The following is a 17,632-nucleotide window of genomic DNA, read 5'->3' as shown; positions in this document are numbered from 1 at the left end:
TTACGGGGTCGGCACCGCGTCGAAGACGGCGTCGATGAGGTCCTCGGGGCGCACCCGCGCTGCCAGCGCCTCGAAGGTGAGCAGGAGCCGGTGGCGCAGCACGGGGTGCCGCAGGGTGACCACGTCCTCGGGCAGCACGTGCCCCCGGCCGGCCAGCAGTGCCTGGGCGCGCGCGGCCTGCAGGAACGCGATGGAGCCACGCGGGCTGGCGCCGTACTCGAGGTAGCGCGCCGTCTCGGTGGGCAGGAACTGGGCCGGGTGACGGGTGACGTTGATGATCTCGACGATGTAGCGGTTGATCGACTCGGCCACGTGCACCCGCTCGACCAGTGCCTGCAGGAAGAGGACGTCGTCGAGGCTCGCCACCGGCTCGGCGTGCTGGGAGTCGAGCTCGCCGGCGGCGATGCGGGCCAGCACCTCGGCCTCCTCTGCCGGAGACGGATAGTCGAGCACCTCCTTGAGCAGGAAGCGGTCCATCTGCGCCTGGGGCAGGACGTAGGTGCCCTCCTCGTCGATCGGGTTCTGGGTGGCGAGCACCATGAAGGGCACCGGCAGTCGGTGGCTCTCGCCACCGATCGTGGTCTGGCGCTCCTGCATCGCCTCGAGCATCGCGGACTGGGTCTTGGCCGAGGAGCGGTTGACCTCGTCGAGGAGCACGAAGTTGGCGTGCACCGGTCCCAGCTGGGTGCGGAACTCGGTGGTGGCCGGGTTGAAGACCTGGGTGCCGATGATGTCGGAGGGCAGCAGGTCCGGCGTGCACTGGATGCGAGAGAACTCCGCGCGCACGGCGGAGGCGAGCACCGAGGAGGAGAGCGTCTTGGCCAGGCCGGGCACCGACTCCAGCAGCACGTGGCCGCGCGACATCAACGACACCAGCAGTCCACGCAGTAGCGCCTGCTGGCCGACCACCTTGCCGGCGAAAGCTCCGCTGATCGCCGTCGTGATCTCCGCGGCGCGTGCGAGGTCGGCCGCACCGATGGCGGTGGCCGGTGGTGCGGGGAGCGTGGGGAGGTCGGTCATGGCTGGGCTCCTTGGCGGTCGTCGTGGTTCCAGAGGCGTTCGAGTTGGGCGCGGTCCTCGCGGCGGGCGATCGCGGCGGGCTCCACCGTGTCTCGCTCCAGCGGGTCGGACGGGGTGGTCTCGGCGCCGATACTGCGCCGCAACGCGACCAGCAGCGGATGGCCGAGCAGCCCCAGAACGACAGCGGTGGTCGCGCCCCGGGTCAGGTCGTAGATCAGCGAGGTCTCCCGCGTGTAGGCCCAGAGGCGATCGGCGACCTCGACGGGCGGCAGTCCCGGGTAGAAGCTGGTCAGGGTGGTGCCCGGCTCCTGGCCCCAGCCCATCAGGTTGAGCAGCACCCCGCTGGCCAGACCTGCGCCCACGGCGAGCGGCAGGGACGCCAGCCAGGCAGCGCGGGGGCGCATCCGCCACAGCAGACCGCCCAGCATCCCGCTGAGACCCCAGATGAGCGCCTGGGTGGGCAGGGTGCTCGCCGGCTCGCCGAACGCGATCGTCGACGACAACGCGGAGGCGGCTCCGACCAGGAAGCCGGCCGGTGCGCCGAGCGCGGCCCCCGCCAGCAGCGGCAGGGCATGGACGAACTCGACACCGCCGGCCGCGGGATTGAGCACTGCCCGGACCACGGTGTTGGCGAGGATCAGGCCCGCCACACCCGCGAGCGCGTCGAGCCGCCGCCCTGCGTCCAGCCACATCGCCACCGCGAGCGCGAAGAGCCCGCAGACGAGCGCCGTCATCAACCAGGGCGCCGCCTCCTGTGCCTGGGCTCGCGACTGCGCGGTGAGCGAGTCCCGGATCGGCCAGCCGATCCAGACCAGGCCGGTGACCACCAGGACGGCGAGTACCAGCAGCGAGCGCCGACCATAGGGGACACCGATCCGGCGCCAGGTGCGTCCGCTCATCGCAGCGCCACCTCCGTGGTCGTCGGGACGAGGTCGCGCACGCGGATTGCCCGCGCTCCCAGCCGCGCCAGCTCCGGCTGGTGCGGCAGCCGGTCGAGGACCGTGAGCGGGGCCCCGTCAGCGACGATTGCGCCGTCGCCGATCACCACGATCCGGTGGCAGGCCCGGGTGAGGACCTCGACGTCGCTGGAGACCAGACAGGTGAAGGCGCGCGGCTCGTCGTGGAGGGTGCGTGCGACGTGGCGACGGGCGGCGGGGTCCATGCCCCGGGTGGGCTCGATCAGCAGGCGTGCCCCCGGCCGACTGAGGGCCAGGCCCCAGGTCAGGGCAGCGCGTTCGCCCGGCGAGTGCCGGTCGACAGCGCGGTCAGCGTCGAGTCGCGCCAACGGATCGACGTGGGCCGCCACGGAGCCTGGCGCCAGCCGGTGCCGCCGCTCCCAGCCGCGGACCAGAGCACCGACACGGGCGGCGCGCGGTACGGCGAGCGGCTCGGCCAGGAACGCCTCACCCCGCGCCACCGCGACCAGACGACGGGCCAGGTCGACCTCCGCCTCTCGGTCACCCTCGGCGGACACGATGCCCAGACAGACGCCGTCGCTGAGATCGAGGGGCCGGTCGAGTCGGGTCACCTCGGGCGCCGCGGTCGTCAGCCGGTCCCCCGCGACGCGCCGCTGATCGCGCAGGTGCGGGATCAGGCCGGCCAACCCCGGGGAACCGTCCGCAGAGACCTCGCCGTTCATCGCGCGGGCCAGCGCCAGCCCGGGAGGCGCGGGCAGGGTGCGCGGTACCCAACTCGCCCGCTGAACCTGTTCGATCCGGTCCGGGGCGAGGATCTCCAGCACCTGGTCACAGGCGGGGAGGGCCTCCTCGACGAGGTGGTCGGCCCAGACGACGACGGTGCCGGCAGCGGCGCGCTCCCGGATGGCGGCGAGCGCCGCGGGCCGACGTTCGGGCGCCAGGTCCGCGAGCGGCTGGTCCAGCACCAGCACCCGTGCCTCGCGGTTGGACAGGGCGCGCTCCAGTCGCTCGGCTGCCTGCTGTCGCGATGCGCCGGGGTCGTCGGCGAGCTGGGAAGAGTCGACAGCGCCGGCGAGCTCCTGCGCGGTGAGGCCGAGCACGGCATGTCCGTCGAGATCGACGCGGCCGGTGACCCGAGCACCGAGCATCAGCCGTCCGGCGAGCGCGCGTAGCAGGGTGCTCGCGCCGCGACCATTGCGTCCGACCACCAGGGTGACACCGGTGAGCTCGGCGGAGACGGAGGCGAGCACGGTGCCGCGCGTCGGCAACCAGACCGAGAGTCCGTCGATCGTGAGGGTCACCGTCGCCCTCCCGCGGCGACGGCGAGCACCGGGAGCACGGCGAGGCAGAGCAGAACGGAGACCGGGAGCCCGGGCGCCTGCGCGAAGTCCACGACGAGTGCCTCCGCGTCGCCGGTGCGCTCCCGCAGCATCCAGCACCCGCCGACCGACACGGCACCGAAAAGAGGGACGGCGTCACTCGCCGTCGGCCGCGGCAGGGCGAAACCATGCAAGGCCAGGCCCACCAGGATGAACGCGGCCAGGCTGAGCAGGGTCAACTCGATGCCGGAGACCTCCGGCCAGGCCGTCGGCGAGATCGCGCCGCGCGCCCACCACAGGCAGATGGCGAGTACGGCGGCGACCCCCGCCAGCGCGCGAAGCGGGCCGAGTCTCGTGAGCCGAGGCGTGAACCAGTCCGCGGAGATCTCTCCGGCCCGCTCGAGGATCTCGCTCAGCACCGCGGCACGCCCGGAGCCGGCGAAACCGGAACGGCGAGTCAGGCGTGCGTCGCAGCGCTGGGCCGCGTAGGCCTCGCCCAGGCAGAGAAGCGGCCCCCAGACCCGAGCTGCCCCGCCCCAGGTCGCCCCGGCCAGTCGGAGCCAACCGGAGGCGGAGACCGCGTGCGCGAGCAGCCCCAGGACCGCCACCAACGCCACAGCCTGTGCCCCACGCGCGGCGGCGAGGTGGAGCTGACCGCTCGTCACCGCGCCACCGAAGGTGCCACCGGTCGCCGCCGACCACTCCGGGAGCAGCCAGACGACCTCCCCACCGAGACCGGGACGCTGGACTGCCACTCCGAGCAGCGCCCACAGCGCCGCGAGACTCAATGAGACACCGACGACCAGGCGTCCGACCTCCGCCCGGGGTCCGCCCAGGGCCGCCATCGCCACCCAGCATCCGAGCGCCACGGACCCCAGCACGGCCACGTTGGTGGTCGCGGTGACCACCAGGACCATCACGCCGGCCCAGAGCAGCCAGGGCAGACCGGTGAACCGCTCGTCAGCGGTTGTCGACTCAGCCACGACGCGCCGCTCCCCCGGCGGGATCGCTGCCAAGGCGCGCCGGCACCAGACGTCGCCGTACGCCGACCCCGACTCCCAGGAGCGCCGCCAACGCCGCCAGCCCGGCCAGCGCGATGGCCGCCCGCCGGACCTCGACTGGATCGTGCGACGCGGGCGTGGACGCGACCGCGACGTCGGGCATGTCGAGGTTCTGCCCGCGCGGCCGTGGCACCGCCGTGACGACGTCACCCTCGGCGAGGTCGGCCCCGACCATCGGTGTAGCGGGCAGAGGACGGCGGGCCACCGTCTGCCCCGCGTCGCTCGGCAGCACGGCCCAGGTGGCGACCGGGATGCCGGACGCGGTGTCCACCAGGCGTAGCTGGTGCCGACCCCGATCCAGGCCGCGGGGAACCTGGTAGATCAGCTCGCACACGGTCGTGGCATCCGGACACTGCGCGCTACCGCCCGCTGATTCCCAGCGCCCGTCGCGCTCGATCTCGACGGCAAGGATCGTGCCGGGCAGCGCCGCGGTGACCTGGAGTGCGAGGTCGGTACCCACCGGCTTGGCCATGCCGTACCCGTCGCCCAGGACCAACGGACTCCGCGACGCCAGCACGGTCCAGGTGCCCAGCACCTCCGTCAGATCGGCGCCCCGGCTGTCCTCCAAGGCCAGCAGCAACGGCCCGGCCTCCTCGTCCTCCGCGAGCCGAGGCAGGGTCAGGTCCGCGCGACCGAACCCGTTGCCGTCGGTGGTCACCTCAACGGACGGGCCGAACGGCGTCAGCCGCTCGTCCCCGCCCACCCGGAACGCCCGTACGCCGACCGTGCTGCCGGGCCGGCCGGTCACCGCGACATCGCCCGGCAGGCCGTCGATCCAGGTGGAGTCGGCCTGGACCGAGCAGGGCACCGAGCCGCCGCAGAGCTCAACAGCCTGGCTCGACGGCACTGCCTCAGCGGCAGCGCCGGCACCGAGCGTGCCCAGGGCGACACCGGCGCACAGCCCGGTCGCCGCGCGCTGCAGGAGTCGGCTCACGTCAGTGGCTCGCGGAGCTCGCGTGCGGCCCGGCGGCGGGCGAAGAGCCACCAGCCCCCCGGGGCCAGTAGGAGCACCAGGCCGAGGAGCCCCCAGGCGCGGGCGACGCCGGCCTCGGTCTGCAGGATCGGGCCGGAGGCGTGGCTCACCACCGGCTCACGTCCCCAGACCGAGCCTGTCGCGTCGAGCTGCGAACTCTGCCCGGGCACGGGAGCCACCGGGACCGCCGCGGCGGTCGCTCCCGCGGGCGCCCCGGGCGCCGAGAGGTCTGCCGACGTGGAGGCGCCGCCGCCGTCATCCGGCTGCTGAGGAGGAGTGGTGGTGGTGGCCGGGTCCGGCGCCGGTCCATTCGTCGCCTCGGGCTTGCTGTCGGGCTTCTCGTCGCCACTCTTGTCGGGTGCGGGCTTGGATTCGGGTTGAGGAGCCGGCTTCACGCTGGGCGTGGGCTCACTCGGGGTCGGATCGCTCGGCGTGGCGTCGGGAACGCCATCCCTATCGAGGTCCTTTCCGGGGGTCTCCGTCTCGTCCGACAAGAGGGCTGGCTCCACGTCCCATGGAGCGGAGGCCTCCTGCCCTCCGTACTCCCTGATGATCCGGAACTTGTAAGGCTCGCTACGCCCTAAGAAGTTCGCCGGCACGCTGTACTCGATGCGCTCGCGCTTGTCGGGCGCGCTGTTGAGCACCTGAGGGTGACCTTCGCCGTAACCCGGGAGGTCGACCCACTCGCCCGCCTCGGTCTGGTACTCCACCCAGTACGGCATGCCCCTGACGTGACCGATCACCTCCATCGACAGCCGTCGATCCACGGGCTTGACGTGGGTGTAGCCGTCGCCCAGCAGACGTACGGCCGGGCCGCCGTAGGGGATGAGCTCGCCGAGCCGTCGGGTGAAGTCCATGCTGGTGTCGTCAGCCAGTCCGACCCAGAGCCAGCCGCCTGCATGGGACTCCGGTGGCTGCTCGGGAACTAGGCGCAGTCCCCGGTAGATCCCGTCGTCACGGGTCCGCGCGGTCGCAGTCTCGCCGGCCGGGTGCAGCGCGGTCACCGTGCCCTGGGCGTTGAACTCCACGAGGTAGAGCCGGACTCCGACCTGGACGCCGGCGTTGCCTCGCACGTTGACAAAGACGAAATCACCAACGTTGACGGTGTCGGTGGTCGTGATGAGTGCGCAGCCGGGGTTGTTGGCGCACAGGGCCGACTGCGTCCGCCCCACCGCGTCCGCGTGGCCAGGTCCAACGAGCGGGCACAGCAGCGCCACCCCTGCGAAGGCAGCCAGCCTTCGTGGGAGCGCACCCAGTCGCCGCGCCTGCTCCATGTGAATCTCTCCTACCGCCCGCTCAGCGACGTACCCGGAGCCTGGTCTGGGCCTTGGCCCGCTGGTAGTTCGCGTCGCCGTGATACACGACCGCAGCCCGCCAGCGGCCCTTGGCCAGTCTGGGCAACCTGATCCGCGCCGCCGATCGTCGGCTCGGCAGCACCGTGCGCATCCGCTTGGCCTGCTTCGCCTTGATCAGGGTCACGACGACTCGGCCGCTGGGCGAAGGGCGGCCGGCAGCTCTCCCGACGGTGACCCGGGCTACACCCGGCCTTGTGCTGGTCGGCAGCTTTACCACCTTCAACCGCACCGCCGAGCGAGCCGGTTCGACAGGCGCCGGAGGCTTCGTGGGCTCGCCGGGCACAGACGGGGCGACGGGACCGCTACCGCCCGGCGCGAACCTCGCCACCAGTCGCGGAACACAGCCCTCCATACTCAAACAGACGCCCTGGAACCAGTTCATAGCGTTGTTCGGCACCGCGAAGCCTCGATCCTCGCTCCAGGCGCCTTCTCCGCTGACGGTCGTGAACCGCCACCACGGGCCGACGCCGGGCACGTCGTGACCGATCCCGTCGACGAAGCCGACGAAGTCGCCGGTCATCCCGACCTCGTATCCGACCGCCTCGAGCACATCGAGGCGTCGCTCGCCCGTGCCTGAGTAGGTCCCGCCCACCCGGCACCGAGCCTCCGGGTCACGCTCCGCCCCGATGCCGAAGTCGACGACGACGGTGAGTCCTTCGCCCTGCTTGCAGAAGCCCGGGTGCCACCCGTCGGTGGCGGGCTCGGCCTGGGCGGGCACTACTCCCAGCACCGAGACGAGGAGCCCGAGGGCCGCGGCCGAGGCAGCCGCGACGACGCGGCGCCGGTGACCTGGACGGTTCATCTTGTTCTCCACTCCCGCGCGGGGAGGGAGCGCGGCCGACGGGCCGCTTCCACCCACCCGCTTTCCACGACGGTTGATGTTTTCGTTGCCTCCCGGGGCCAGTCCGACTCGTCGAGCGGGAGCTCGACTCACGGTTGCGGGTCAGCGCCGGATTCGCACCGGCTTTGGAACCCAGGGAGGGTATTCAGTTCTTGGTGGGCAGACGCCCAGCCGCATTATGCGGCTCCGGCGGATGGTCCGCCGAATCGCCTCAGTCTCTGGTGTCTGCGATCTGCGTGACGGCCCGGCAGCCGAGATCGGCCGGGCCGTCACGCACACATCGACTCAGGTCACCTCATGACCCGTACCGCCGTTCCGGACTTCACCTGCCCTGGGCCGACGTAGGAATCGCCCATGTAGGCGACCTGGACGGGCCGCCGGCCCGGCTTGGCCTTCCGCTTGACGGTGATCTTCACCTTGGCTGCGCCCTTGGCGTTGAGCTTGACCGTCTTCGTGGTGCCCAGGAAGGTCAGGCGGACCTTGCCGGTCGGCGTCACGTCGGCGGCGGGAGCCTTCACCGTCACCAGGAAGGTGACCTTCTTGCCGCGCTTCACCTGCTTCTTGGCGGGCTTGACGTTGATCTTGGCCGCGGCCTTCGTCACCGTGGCCGAGACCGTCTTCGTGGAGGCGGTGAACCGTCCCTCGACGCCCGCGTAGCGGATCGTCAGCGACGACGTGCCGGGCTTGAGCGACTTGGCCGGGATCCGCAGCGTCGTGCGCCCCTCGGTCAGGGTTCCGGTCACCGTCTGACCGGCGACCGTCGTCGAGACAGTGCCGGACGGCTTCTCCTCGCCGCTCACCGGCGCGACCGTGACCGTGAGGACACTGGCCGTGCCGTAGGTCGTCGGTGTGGCCGAGGCGGTGATGAAGGTCGCCACCGGGTCCGCGGCGATGGTGACGCCTGCGGAGGCCGGGGAGGCCTGCGAGTCGTCGACCGCGTTGGTCGCGACCACGGTCGCCGTGTAGGTGCCCGCGGGGAGGTTCTCGAACACCGCGCGTGTCACGTCGCCAGCTACCGTCCGGGTCAGCGGCGTGCCCTCACCGGGCGCGAGCACCACGGTGTAGCCGGTGATCGGCGAGCCGCCGTTCTCGGGTGCCGACCAGGTGACGGTGATGTCCTTGCCCTCGACCGTGGCTTCGGGCCGGGCCGGTGCCTGCGGAGCGGTGAGCAGCACCAGCTGATCGATCGCCTCGTCGAGAGCCAGAGCTGCCTCGTCGACCTCACCCTGGGTGGCGTCCTCGTCCGTGACGACTCGGTTCGCCTCGGTGACCACCGTCTGCAGCGTGGTCCAGCTGTCCGCGGTGTAGTCGGCTGCGTCGAGGTCGGCGACCTCGTCGAGCGCCGCCTGCAGCGCGGTGCGGTCGATCGGGACGACGTCGGGGCTGGTGGTGACCTGGCCGTCGTAGACGTAGACCGGCGGCAGGGCACCCAGGTTGTAGGGACCGATGGCTACGGCGTTCAGGTTGGCCGGCTTGCCCTCCAGCGGGATCTGGCGGTGGTAGGGCCACTCCGAGCCGAGTCCCCCGATCGACAGGTACCCCTCCAGCGTCGCCTCCGCTTCCGCGGGGACGGCGTAGGTGAGCGCGTACGTCGTGGTGGCGCTGGTGTACTGGCCGCCCTCGTTGCTCTGAACGGTGCTCGTGCCGTCGGAGTAGGTCAGCCGCGGCTTCGTCCCCGCCATGAAGGCGGGGTTGTAGATGCCACCGAGCTTCTCGATGCCGCCCTCGATGCCCCTGAGCGTGAGCTGGGCGTTGTCGCCGGTCTCGAAGGGCTGGCCGGGATCGGTCCCGTTGGCGATGGTGACGTCGATGCCCTTGGCGCGGACGACGTAGTAGGTGACCTCGTCGCCGTTCGTGAGCTCGATGATGTTGCGTCCGGCGCGGAGCTTGACGGTGAACTCGCCGGTCTCGGCGGGCAGGTAGCCGCGCCAGCCGGTGCCCCACGCCCCGCGGTTGAGCGGCTGGTGCACCCGGACCGTGGTGCCCTCGTCCGGGGTGAAGGTGAACGGACGCGAGCCGACGGCCTTGTCGAAGTAGTAGGTGTCGAGCTCGTTGCGGACGTCGATCCCGGTGTCGAAGGATGCCTCAGAGCCGCCGACGTTGACGACGACCAGGCCGGTGTTCTGCTCCTCGATGCCGTTGAACGACCAGTTCGTGTTGCCGGGGGTGCCGTTGTCGTTCGCGGCGAGGTACTGCAGCGGGTCGTAGGTGATCTTGACGACGCTGACGCCCGGCTGCTCGGCGTTGATCCGCAGCTGCCGACGGCCTTCGGCGCCGATCTCGCGAGTCGTGATGCTGCTGCCCGCCACGTCGAAGGTGTAGTCGGGCTCGATGAAGAGGTTGTTGATCTGGTCGAGCTGCGCCTGTGAGGTGCGGAACGTGTCGAGGTCGAAGTGCTCGCCCACCTCCAGGTTGACGACGCCGGTGTCGTCGACGTTGGTGTACAGGTTCCGCGGGTCGCCGGCTCCGAGACCCGGGATCGACAACGAGGTGTCTTCACGTCCCTCCAGCGGCCTGAGGTTCAGCGTGTACTGTGCCTCGGCCGAGGTCGCGGCGACGGTGAAGATCTTGGCGACCTTCTCGGTCTCGCCCTCGATCAGCGCGGTGGCGATCTTCTGCGAGCTGTAGGCGACCGGCGTGGTGGGCACGTAGACGTCGTAGTCGTCGTCGGAGAGGGCAGCGATCCTGGCGAGCGGGTACCGCACGAACTCCGCGAAGTGCTGGGCGGTGCCGTTCTTCCACGACAGCTCCACGTCGGCGCCCTTGGTGACCTTCAGGGACAGGCCGGGACCGTCGAAGCCCAGACGGCCGATCGCGGTCTGCAGGATCACACGCGTCTGGTAGATCCGAGCGCTTGTCGCGGACGGATCTGCGAGCGCCGCGTTGGCAGCGGCCAGTGCCTCCTGCAACAGCGTCCATCGGAACGGCACGGCTGCGTTCTCGCTGGTCGCGGCGGCCTCGGTGACGACGGTCTGCAGCTCGGCGCGGTCCTCCGCGATCGGGTCCTCCACCACGTCGGCGAAGTACGACGAGAAGGTCTCCTTGTCGTAGTCCCCGCGAGTCTCGTCCGGAACGGCGGCCTCGACGGTGCGGTTCGCGGGATCGGCGTTGTTGGAGCCGGTGAAGGTCGAGGCGTTCATCGACGGCTTCGTCGGGTGCAGGAACGTGATGCGCTCGAGAGTGTCGATGCCGTTGAAGGTCGTCGCCGACCCGAACACGTAGGTCTCGGCGGCCACCACCACGTGGCGCAGGCTGGTGTTGCCCTGGAACGGGTTGGCCAGCGTGAAGGAGGCGACCGGGGGCAGGCTCACGTCGGTGAGAGCGGTCATCCCGTTGAGGGGGAACGTCGTCCCGTCGACGACCCCGGACAGGTCGAGCTCCTCGATGCTCGTGCCGGCGTACGCCGCGTTGCGCAGGTCGGCGTAGTCCTGGCTGTTCAGCGTGCCGCTGACCCGGACCTTCTTGAGCACGCTGTAGTCGTAGCTGCCGGCGCTCTGCCCGAACTGGTTCCGCAGGGCCTGGTTCAAGCGGTTCAGGAGCTGACCCTGGGCCGGGGTGGCCACGGCGGTCCACCGCGCGGGCGCCGGCTCGGGCTCGGTGAGTGCAGCGATCGCGGCGTCGACCTGCGCCGTGGTGGCGCGCGGGGCGATGGCGACGCCGCGTCCGGCCTCGACCTCGTCCTCGGTCGCGGTCGCCGGGTCGGGATCGGCGAGGGCGCGGATCAGGTCCGACTTGTCGGCCATCGTGAAGTACGGGTCGGCACCCCAGCAGCCGCTGGGCACGCCGGTGTCGCAGCCGTAGCCGTGCATGGTGAACTGCCAACGGATCACCTCGCCGTCAGCCATCTCCCACGCGCCGGCGCCCACGGGGGCCATGACGTTGTCGACGGTGTACATCCAGCCCGACATGTTCGAGTAGTCGAACTCACCGAGGTAGCCGTCGCCGTTCTCCACGGTCAGCGCGAAGTCCTCCTGGTCGGTGATGTACGACGGGACGTCCACGACGCCGGTGTCGATGCCGGCCACCTTGGAGAGGTACCAGCTGCCGGTGGTCGGGTCCCCCGGGTCGGCGAAGTCGTGGCCTGCGTCGTCCAGGACGGACTCGGTCACCTGGGCGGCGGTCGTACCCTCGGGGACGGTCAGCTTCACGGGCTCGATGTAGTAGCCCTGGCCGAGGTTGTAGCCCTCGAAGGTGAGGTAGACGTCGATCTCGCCGTCGTCGGCGGAGGCGGCCGGGGCCATCCCCAGGATCAGGGCGAGGGTCGTGATCGCGCTCAGCATCAAGGCCATCACGCGTCCGCGCGCGTGGTTGGCGGGCGTGGGATCCATGTGTGTTTGTCTCTCCTTGCGACGACTGTGCGTGGAGAGTGAGGAGCGGAGCGGTCCGCGCTGCTCGGCGTGCAGGCGCACGGCGCCGGGGCGGCGTGCGGTGCAGGTCGAACAGCAGGTGCTTCAGGCCACGTTCCCGTTTTCCACGACAGGATTGAGCCAGACAACACGCGATAGGTACTCCGACTCGCGGCACAGGCTCGTGCCGCACACGGTTGCGGGACAGCGCCGGAGTCTCACCGGCTTCCCCCGTCGCGAGTGCAACTGGTTGGCGGGCCACGACCGGCGCGACCCGAGCGGACCCTATCCCAGTTCACGGTCGGCTGATGCCGGAATGCTCCGAACGCGAGGACGGCCCGGCGGCCAGGGCCGCCGAGCCGTCCTCGCCCAGAGGAGGAGCTCTACCTCCGGACGCGGACCACCTTCTTGGTCTGGATGGTCGCCTTCTTCACGCGGGAGTCCCCCAGGTACACGACCCGGACCGCCTTCTTCCCCGGCTTGACCGTCCGGTTGACCGGGACCTTGACCCGGGCCGTACCTGCGGCGTTGAGCCTGGCGCTGACGTTCCTGCCTGCGAACGTCACGCGGACCTTGCCGCTCGGCCTCGCCCCGGGGGCCGTCACCTTGACCACGAAGACGGCGTTCGTGCCGCGCTTGACCCGTGACTTCTTGACCGTCACCTTCACCGTGGCGGCCGCCTTGCCGGGGTTCGACGTCGGCGGGGTGGGCTTCGGCGGGACGGGCGGCGCGGGCTCACCTGCGTCGCGCATGTCATAGAGGCTGTTGCGTCCGTCCACGAAGCGCAGGTAGGCGGCGATGCCGTAGAAGCCCTGCTCGGTGGACATGCTGTTCCGGGTGGTCGACGGCGTGGAGTACCAGAAGCCGCCGCCGTCGACGTAGAACGTGGTGAGCGCCGCGGCCGCGCTGCCGCCGCTCTTGATGAACCGCGGGTCCGTGTCCGGGTCGATGCCGAGGGCGGCCAGGGCGGTGATGACCTGGGTGGCGCTCTCGACGCTCTCGCCGAAGCTGGCGTAGCCGCCGCTGTCGCGCTGCAGCTCGGAGAGGGCAGTCACCGCGCGACCCACGGCCGCGGAGACCTCGGGCTGGCCCACGTAGGGAACGAGCGCCTGCAGCGCCATGCCGGTCATGTCGGGATCGGTCCGGGCGCCGAAGAAGGCCCACCCACCGGCCGCGAGTTCCGCGGTCAGGATCCGGTCGACGAGACCCTGTCGGGTGGTCGGGGTGGTGACGCCTGCGACGGTCGGGATCGCGTAGTCGCGCGAGTCCAGGGCGATCAGGGCGAAGATGACCTGGTTGAGCAGCGGGAGCTTGCTCATGTCCGCCACGCCCTCCAGCAGGTTGTGACCGCCCACGTCCGTCGGATCGCGGTTCAAAGCGCCCAGGGCGAGAATCACCCGCTCGTACTCGGTGGCCGCACCGAGTACGCCGTCCTTCTCGACGACGTCGTCGACGAGATTGGAGTAGTAGGTGTCGAGCCACGCCTGCGCACCCGGGGTGTCGTTGCGGGCGAGGCCGAGGGCTTTCCACTCGACACCGAGTCCGGTGGGCTCGTAGTTGTCGAGGATGTACTGGCCGGTCTCGGCCTGCATCAACCGCAGCTGGGCGACCAGCTGGTCGTTGGAGGTGGCGGCGGAGGCCGGGGCGGCGACCAGGGCCGGGGCGAACCCGACCATGAGGGCCAGGACGGCGAGGAGCGGGGTCAACAACGCAAAGCGCGGACCCGTGGCTGCGGTTGTCATGGTTCCTTCCGGCTGCAAGTGGCAGGAAGGGATCGCGCGGCGCTCCGCGGCCCCTACCCTGCGATCGCGACAGCGAGTAGTGGTGGTGTTCTCACCCAGCCAGGTCTCCCGACTTTCCGTCATGTGCTCGACGGACCACGGTTGCGCGTCAGTGCCGGACTTCGACCGGCTTCCCCTGGATTGGGCGGATGTGGAGTTGTCCGGGTGAGGTTATCGCCTCGTGCGAACGGCAGTGCTGAGCGGCCGACCGACGATCCCCGCCTGGTCCTGTACGGGCGCCGACTGCGCGGCCACGTGTTGTCGATCGCCGAGGAAATGTGCCTATGCGTTCAACTTCTAGTCGTCTACCGCGGAACTGTCGACTCCCGGCCGGCCACCTCGCGCGTCGTCAGGGTCAAGGTTCGGGGAGTGACATCCGGGCATCGCAAGGCCCTGACCACGCCTGACCTCGCCGACACCACCAAGCGGCACTTGCCCTAATCTCGCTCCTGCAAACAACATGCAACACCTACGAGGAGCGGCAGAACCATGCGGCAGGCTGTCCGGCTGTTCTTGTCCTTCCGTCCGAGTTCCCGGGTCGAGATCGCCGGCCTCGTCGCCTTGATGCTTCTCGTGACCGCGACGTACGTCGGCCAGGGCCTCCTGATCGCCCGCCTCCTCGCACGAGTGGTGGGCGGGGCACCGGTCGCGGAGCTGGCGTGGCCGCTGCTCGGCGTTGTCGCCCTCCAGCTCGTGCGGGTGGGCGTGGTGGTCGTCCGCGACGCCTGGGCGCCGCGGGTCTCGGGACGTGTGAAGGAGACGGTGCGCGAGCAGCTCACGCTGAAGCTGTTGGACCTCGGGCCGGGCCAGGCCCAGCGGATGCGCACCGGCGACCTGCAGACGACGGTCGTCGACTCCGTCGAGCTGCTCGACCCGCTGATCGGTCGGTTCGTCCCGGCGGTCTACGCCGCGGTGATCGGCGCGTGCCTCGGCGCGGCGTACGTCGTCGCCGTGGACCCGCTGGTGGGCGGGATCGTCCTGCTGTGTGCCCTCCTGGCGCCGGTCTCCAAGATGGCCGGCAGCCGGCTCATGGAGGAACGTGGCGACCGCTGGATGGTGACCTACCGCGGTGTCTACTCCGAGAACCTCGATGCGGTGCAGGGCATGGCGACGTTGAAGTCGTTCAACGCCAGTCGCCGCCGGGGCCGCGAGCTCGCGGACCGTGCCGAGGAGTTCTGTCGCGACTCGGTCGGGCTGATGTGGGCGTCGTCGGCCACCTCCAGCATCGGCGAGCTCCTGGTGCCGATCGGCACCACGGCCGCGATCGGGCTCGGCGCCTGGCACGCCTCGACCGGCGAGATCACCGTGGCCGGGTTGTTCACGATCCTGTTGCTGACCCGCGAGACGTTCCGGCCGATGAACGAGCTGCAGTCGGCGTTCCATGCGGCGTACTCCGCGATCCCGGCCAGCCGCGCGGTGGCCGACCTGCTCCGTCTCGAACCGGAGGTCCACGAGGCCGACGACGCCGAGCCGCGCCCGCTCGCCGTACCACCGCGCCTGGAGCTGACCGACGTCTCGTTCCGCTACCCGACGCGTTCGGCCCTCGCCCTCGACGGCCTGAGCCTGGTGATCGAGCCCGGGGAGCGGGTCGCCGTGGTCGGCCGCTCGGGCGCCGGCAAGAGCACGATCGTCGGTCTGCTCCAACGCTTCTTCGACCCCACGTCCGGGGTGATCCGCCTTGACGGCCACAACCTGCGCGACCTGCCACTCGACCAGCTGCGCGACGCCGTCGGCGTCGTCGCCCAGGACACCTACCTCTTCCACGGCACCGTGCGCGACAACCTGCTCCTCGCGCGCCCGGACGCGACCCACGAGGACCTCGTCGCCGCGACGACCGCGGCCCGAGCCCATGGGTTCATCACCGGCCTGCCCCAGGGCTACGACACGGTCATCGGCGAACGGGGCCTGAAGCTCTCTGGCGGTGAGCGCCAGCGCATCGCCATCGCCCGGGCTCTGCTGAAGGACGCGCCGGTCCTCGTCCTCGACGAGCCGACGTCGGCCATCGACGCGGCCAACGAGGCCGCCATCACCGAGGCACTCGCCACTCTCTCGCGGGGGCGGACCACCATCGTCATCGCCCACCGGCTCTCCACCGTCCGCGACGCCGACCGCATCGTCGTTCTCGACCACGGCAGGGTCGTCGAGACCGGCACCCACACCGACCTCCTCGACCGGTCGGGGACCTACGCCGGCCTCGTCGCGACCCAGACCGGAGCAGCCCGATGAGCACCCACGCCCACGACCATGCCGCTCCCGACGCGGAGCCGCGCTCCCTGGCCCGTCGACTGCGGGTGCTGATGCCCCTGCTGGGCCGACACCGCCGACTCATCGTGGTCGCCTACCTCGCCGGCGCCCTCCACCAGCTGCTCGCCCTCGCCTCCGGTGGCATCGGGGCGTACGTCGTCGCCAAGGCCGCCACCGGTGCCTCCGGCGACGAGCTGCAGGGCTGGATCATCGCCCTGGTCTGCCTGGTGGTCCCGCTGGTCGTGATGAACGTCGCCGACAGCGCGTTCGCCCACATCGCCGCCTTCCGCGCCCTCGCCGACACGCGCGGCGAGGTCTACGACGCCTTCGAGCGTCTCTCCCCCGGCTACATGCTCGAGCGCCGCTCGGGTGACCTCGGCTCGGCGGCGATCTCCGACGTCGAGCTGATCGAGGTCTTCTTCGCCCACACCCTGAGCCCGCTGGCGGTCGCGACCACCGTGCCGGTGGCCACCACGATCACCCTCGGCACCTTCCACTGGTCCTTCGCCGTCGCCCTCGTGCCCGTGCTCGTCGTGCTGGCCTCGGTGCCGTCCTGGCTGCGCCGGCGCGCCGAGCGCGACGGCCGCGAGCTGCGCGAGTCCCTGGGCCGGATGAGCGCCGACAGCGCCGACACCTTCCAGGGCCTACGGGAGCTGGTCAGCTTCGGCGCCGGCCCGCAGCGCCTCGCGATCCTGCGCCGCCAGGGCGCCCGGCTGGCCGCCGCCCGTTCGGCCCACGGACGCCGGTCCGGCATCGAGTACGCCGCAACCGACACCATCGCGCTCGCCGGCACCCTGGTCGTTCTCGTCCTCGGCGCTGCACTGGTCAGCCGCGGGGACCTCGACCCGACCCTGTTCCCGGTCGCGGTCGTCCTGGCCGCGATGGCGATGCTGCCCGTCCTGAAGGTCACCGAGGTCGCCCGGGAGCTCTCGGTCGTGGCCTCCGCCGCCGAGCGGATCACCACCCTCATCGACGCGCCGGCACCCGTCCGCGACCTCGTCGACACGCCTCCCGCCGGCCCCGTGGTCCCCCATGTCAGGTTCGAGGATGTCCGTTTCGCCTACCGCGAGGACCTCGACCCTGCCGTCCAGGAGGTCTCGTTCGAGGTGCGACCCGGCGAGACGGTCGCGCTCGTCGGCCACTCGGGCGCAGGCAAGTCGACCTGCGCCCACCTGCTGCTGCGGCTGTGGGACGTCACCGCCGGTTCGATCACGGTCGGCGGGCACGACGTACGCGACTTCCCCCAGGACGACCTGCGCCGCCTGATGACCCTGGTCCCGCAGGAGACGTTCCTCTTCAACACCACCCTGCGCGAGAACATCCGCCTCGGCCGCGCCGACGCGACCGACACCGAGGTCGAGGCGGCCGCCCGCGCCGCACAGGCCCACGAGTTCATCGCCGGCCTCCCCGACGGCTACGACACCGTCGCCGGTGAGCTCGGCGCCCTCATGTCCGGCGGTCAACGCCAACGCATCGCCATCGCCCGCGCGTTCCTGAAGGACGCTCCGATCCTGGTGATGGACGAGGCGGTCTCCAACCTCGACGCCACCAGCGAGCAGGCGGTCGGCCGCGCCATGGACGAGGTCCGCGACGGCCGCACCACCCTGGTCATCGCCCACCGGCTCTCGACCATCCGCACCGCCGACCGGGTCGTGGTGCTCGACGGCGGCCGGATCGCCCAGTCCGGGACCCACGACGAGCTCGTCGCGGCCGGTGGGGCGTACGTCGACCTGCTGGCCTCGCAGCTGGTCGATGCTCCGGCCGCGACGGCGTAG

The 17,632-nt window shown here is 71.1% G+C and carries 11 protein-coding genes and 2 riboswitches; of the genes, 2 read left to right on the top strand and 9 right to left on the bottom strand.

All coding sequences use genetic code 11. The features are described 5' to 3' along the window. The 9 genes from VMF51_RS24565 to VMF51_RS24525 all read right to left on the bottom strand — a co-directional run bounded on the left by VMF51_RS24565 (position 1) and on the right by VMF51_RS24525 (position 13,574). Positions 1-1,020, bottom strand: a complete 1,020-nt coding sequence (locus VMF51_RS24565; protein ID WP_325477120.1) for an AAA family ATPase — start codon at positions 1,018-1,020, stop codon at positions 1-3. Then, positions 1,017-1,919, bottom strand: a complete 903-nt coding sequence (locus tag VMF51_RS24560) for a hypothetical protein (protein WP_325477119.1) — start codon at positions 1,917-1,919, stop codon at positions 1,017-1,019. Before VMF51_RS24560 ends, VMF51_RS24565 begins: the two co-directional genes overlap by 4 nt. Further along, positions 1,916-3,238 carry a hypothetical protein gene (locus VMF51_RS24555; RefSeq protein ID WP_325477118.1) on the bottom strand — a complete coding sequence of 441 codons (1,323 nt, stop codon included), beginning with the start codon at positions 3,236-3,238 and terminating at the stop codon, positions 1,916-1,918. The genes VMF51_RS24560 and VMF51_RS24555 overlap by 4 nt, the downstream gene beginning before the upstream one ends. Then, entirely contained in the window at positions 3,235-4,239 is a 1,005-nt protein-coding gene (locus VMF51_RS24550; RefSeq protein WP_325477117.1) for a hypothetical protein, read from the bottom strand. The genes VMF51_RS24555 and VMF51_RS24550 overlap by 4 nt, the downstream gene beginning before the upstream one ends. Beyond that, entirely contained in the window at positions 4,232-5,251 is a 1,020-nt protein-coding gene (locus tag VMF51_RS24545; RefSeq protein WP_325477116.1) for a hypothetical protein, read from the bottom strand. Before VMF51_RS24545 ends, VMF51_RS24550 begins: the two co-directional genes overlap by 8 nt. Continuing rightward, positions 5,248-6,564 (bottom strand): hypothetical protein, encoded by a 1,317-nt coding sequence (locus VMF51_RS24540; protein WP_325477115.1) that lies wholly within the window; start codon positions 6,562-6,564, stop codon positions 5,248-5,250. The genes VMF51_RS24545 and VMF51_RS24540 overlap by 4 nt, the downstream gene beginning before the upstream one ends. Positions 6,565-6,586: 22 nt before the next feature. Beyond that, complete coding sequence (locus VMF51_RS24535) at positions 6,587-7,459, bottom strand: hypothetical protein (RefSeq protein WP_325477114.1); 873 nt, start codon at positions 7,457-7,459, stop codon at positions 6,587-6,589. A gap of 317 nt (positions 7,460-7,776) precedes the next feature. Then, a complete protein-coding gene (locus VMF51_RS24530) occupies positions 7,777-11,814 on the bottom strand; it encodes an Ig-like domain repeat protein (protein ID WP_325477113.1) in 4,038 nt (1,345 codons plus the stop codon). A 154-nt stretch (positions 11,815-11,968) separates the two neighbouring features. Beyond that, positions 11,969-12,116, bottom strand: a riboswitch (cobalamin riboswitch). Between the two features lie 99 nt (positions 12,117-12,215). After that, positions 12,216-13,574 carry a hypothetical protein gene (locus VMF51_RS24525; RefSeq protein WP_325477112.1) on the bottom strand — a complete coding sequence of 453 codons (1,359 nt, stop codon included), beginning with the start codon at positions 13,572-13,574 and terminating at the stop codon, positions 12,216-12,218. Between the two features lie 81 nt (positions 13,575-13,655). Next, a riboswitch (cobalamin riboswitch) is annotated at positions 13,656-13,793 on the bottom strand. A 309-nt stretch (positions 13,794-14,102) separates the two neighbouring features. Here VMF51_RS24525 and VMF51_RS24520 point away from each other — a divergent pair. Then, positions 14,103-15,839, top strand: a complete 1,737-nt coding sequence (locus VMF51_RS24520) for an ABC transporter ATP-binding protein (protein WP_325477111.1) — start codon at positions 14,103-14,105, stop codon at positions 15,837-15,839. Then, positions 15,836-17,632, top strand: coding sequence for an ABC transporter ATP-binding protein (locus VMF51_RS24515; protein ID WP_325477110.1), 1,797 nt, complete (start codon positions 15,836-15,838; stop codon positions 17,630-17,632). The genes VMF51_RS24520 and VMF51_RS24515 overlap by 4 nt, the downstream gene beginning before the upstream one ends.

It is taken from the genome of Nocardioides sp., from assembly GCF_035503875.1.
Taxonomy (GTDB): domain Bacteria; phylum Actinomycetota; class Actinomycetes; order Propionibacteriales; family Nocardioidaceae; genus Nocardioides.
This window is presented reverse-complemented; position numbering and strand designations above follow the sequence as displayed.

Coding starts and splice junctions, on each gene's coding strand:
- VMF51_RS24540 (WP_325477115.1), bottom strand. CDS start 6,564: ATGGAGCAGGCGCGGCGACTGGGTGCGCTCCCACGAAGGCTGGCTGCC.
- VMF51_RS24525 (WP_325477112.1), bottom strand. CDS start 13,574: ATGACAACCGCAGCCACGGGTCCGCGCTTTGCGTTGTTGACCCCGCTC.
- VMF51_RS24565 (WP_325477120.1), bottom strand. CDS start 1,020: ATGACCGACCTCCCCACGCTCCCCGCACCACCGGCCACCGCCATCGGT.
- VMF51_RS24530 (WP_325477113.1), bottom strand. CDS start 11,814: ATGGATCCCACGCCCGCCAACCACGCGCGCGGACGCGTGATGGCCTTG.
- VMF51_RS24520 (WP_325477111.1), top strand. CDS start 14,103: ATGCGGCAGGCTGTCCGGCTGTTCTTGTCCTTCCGTCCGAGTTCCCGG.
- VMF51_RS24515 (WP_325477110.1), top strand. CDS start 15,836: ATGAGCACCCACGCCCACGACCATGCCGCTCCCGACGCGGAGCCGCGC.
- VMF51_RS24560 (WP_325477119.1), bottom strand. CDS start 1,919: ATGAGCGGACGCACCTGGCGCCGGATCGGTGTCCCCTATGGTCGGCGC.